3 protein-coding genes are annotated in these 1,916 nt (G+C 63.5%); 1 reads left to right on the top strand and 2 read right to left on the bottom strand.

All coding sequences use genetic code 11. The annotated features are described in order from the left end of the window. Positions 1-80: 80 nt before the first annotated feature. On the bottom strand, positions 81-461 hold the full coding sequence (locus tag ACXJ7R_RS31380) for a nuclear transport factor 2 family protein (protein ID WP_457155197.1): 381 nt from the start codon (positions 459-461) through the stop codon (positions 81-83). A gap of 92 nt (positions 462-553) precedes the next feature. Continuing rightward, positions 554-1,408, bottom strand: a complete 855-nt coding sequence (locus ACXJ7R_RS31375; protein ID WP_457155196.1) for an SMP-30/gluconolactonase/LRE family protein — start codon at positions 1,406-1,408, stop codon at positions 554-556. Between the two features lie 113 nt (positions 1,409-1,521). On the opposite strand from ACXJ7R_RS31375, the gene ACXJ7R_RS31370 reads away from it, so the two are divergent. Next, the coding region (locus tag ACXJ7R_RS31370) for a helix-turn-helix domain-containing protein (RefSeq protein WP_457155195.1) at positions 1,522-1,916 on the top strand (395 nt) is incomplete at its 3' end.

The raw sequence follows: 1,916 nt of genomic DNA, 5'->3' as shown, positions 1-1,916 counted from the left end.
TAGCGGGCGAGAGCGGCCGTATCGTTCGGCAGCTCCGGGCGGGCAAGTGGGCGGATGACCATCCTTACGACGGCCAGGGTTCAGGGGATCCGCTCGACCCATTGCGCGCGCGAAGGCCCCGGCTCGAACGGATCGCCGAAATACTGCGTCTCGCGGGCCACCTTGCCATCGAGGAACTCCATGATGCTCACCGTGTAAGACGGCCGCCCGTCATAGGCCAGGACATATTCGGTGACCCAGAGGTCGCCGGCGCCGATGATCCGCCGCACCGTGAAGCGCTTCAGGTTCGGCTGCGCGGCGCGGGACGATTGGATCTTCCGCCTTCCGTGGATGCGCTCGCCCGATTGCGGATAGTCGAGCACCGCATCCTCCCGATAAATTTGGTGCTCCGCCTCGAAATCGTTCGCATCGGAGGCGGCCCAGTGGCGATCCAGAGCCGCGCGGATCTCCCGGTCTTCCATATCAAACCTCCTTCGCCGCCTATGCCGGGCCAGCGTACCATACGCCAGCCAGGAGACAGGAGCGAGCCGGCTAACAATGTCGCGAACAACCCTCAGTCGAGTGTCAGCGCGGCCACTTCGCCCTCGTTCATCAGCGGCACGAAAATGGTCGACTTGCCGTCGGTGCCGATGTCGGCGCTGCCGGGCTTGAAATGCGCCACCACTTCCGGCGTGCCGCCGGCACGGTAGCGGTAAAGCGTGCCCGTCATGTAGGCGGTGGCGTAGATGGTGTCGCCGATGGCGATGACGCCGTCGAGGTCCGCGAATTTCTGCGCGCCTAGCAAGGGCGAAACCGCCTTGTTGGCGAGATCGACCGACAGCAGCCCGCCGGGCTCCGCCGTGCTGAAGTCGGGCTTGATGCCCTTGCCCCAAGAGGCGACGATCAGCCGGTTGCCGTCGGCAATGACGCCGTTGGGCGAAGCCAGCATCGCATCCCTGACGAACAGGTCCGGCCGTCCGCCGTCGATGCGGTAGATGGCGTCGGCCAGCATGTCGGTGACATAGACCTTGCCGGATTGGTCTGATGTCATGTCGTTGAGGAAGACCGCATTCGGCACCGTGATGCTCGAAACCAGTTTGCCGCTGGCGAGATCGACAACGCGAACCTTGGTGATGTCGGCGACATAGAGCTTGCCGCCCGATATCGCCATGCCCTTGGGTGCGTCCATGCCGTCGGTCCAGTGCTGGGTGACCGTCTTGCCGTCGCTGGACAGCACCGAGAGATAGCCGTTGCCGTCGGCATCGCCGGGATTGCCGACGATGTTGGAGACGATGATGCGGTTGTTGGCGGCGTCGAACAGCGCCGATTCCGGCTGTTCAAGGCCCGTCGCGCGCCAGAGCTCGCCAGCCTGGGCGGCGGGCGCCGCTACGATGCCGATGAATGCGAAAAGGGGGATGAAACGGTTCATGAGTGCTCTCCTGTGATGACGGGGAAGAGCTACGGTTTTCGATACTTTCTGAAAAGGCCGATTACCGCTAGTATCGTAAATCGATACGAAACTGCCGGCAAGAGGTGCATCCGATGAACGGTTTGATCTTCGAGGCGCTGAAGCGGACGCTGAAGGCCAAAGGCGTGACCTATCGCCAGCTTGCCGAACGCATGGGCGTTTCCGAGCCGACGGTGAAGCGCATCTTCCACGAGCGCAACTGCAAGCTCGACCGGCTGATGGAGATCTGCACGGCTGCCGGCGTCGAACTGGAAAACGTGCTCGGCTCGATGAACCGCGGGCCAGGGCCGGTCAACCACATCGCGCCGGACATCGAGCGCAAGCTCGCCGGCCGGCCGGCGCTGCTGTTCATCTTCGTCATGCTGTCGGAGAAGTTCACCCCCGAAGGCATCATGCGCTCGCAAGGCCTGAGCGAGGCCTCGATGTTCCTCTATCTGCGCGATCTGGAGGAGCTCGGCCTGGTCACGCT

The organism is Mesorhizobium sp. P5_C1 (genome assembly GCF_054049815.1).
Note: the sequence above shows the minus strand (reverse complement) of the source record. Positions and strands in the feature narration are given on the sequence as shown.

What these genes read in the sequence shown, in the direction of transcription:
- ACXJ7R_RS31380 (WP_457155197.1), bottom strand. Translation starts at nt 461, where the DNA reads ATGGAAGACCGGGAGATCCGCGCGGCTCTGGATCGCCACTGGGCCGCC.
- ACXJ7R_RS31375 (WP_457155196.1), bottom strand. Translation starts at nt 1,408, where the DNA reads ATGAACCGTTTCATCCCCCTTTTCGCATTCATCGGCATCGTAGCGGCG.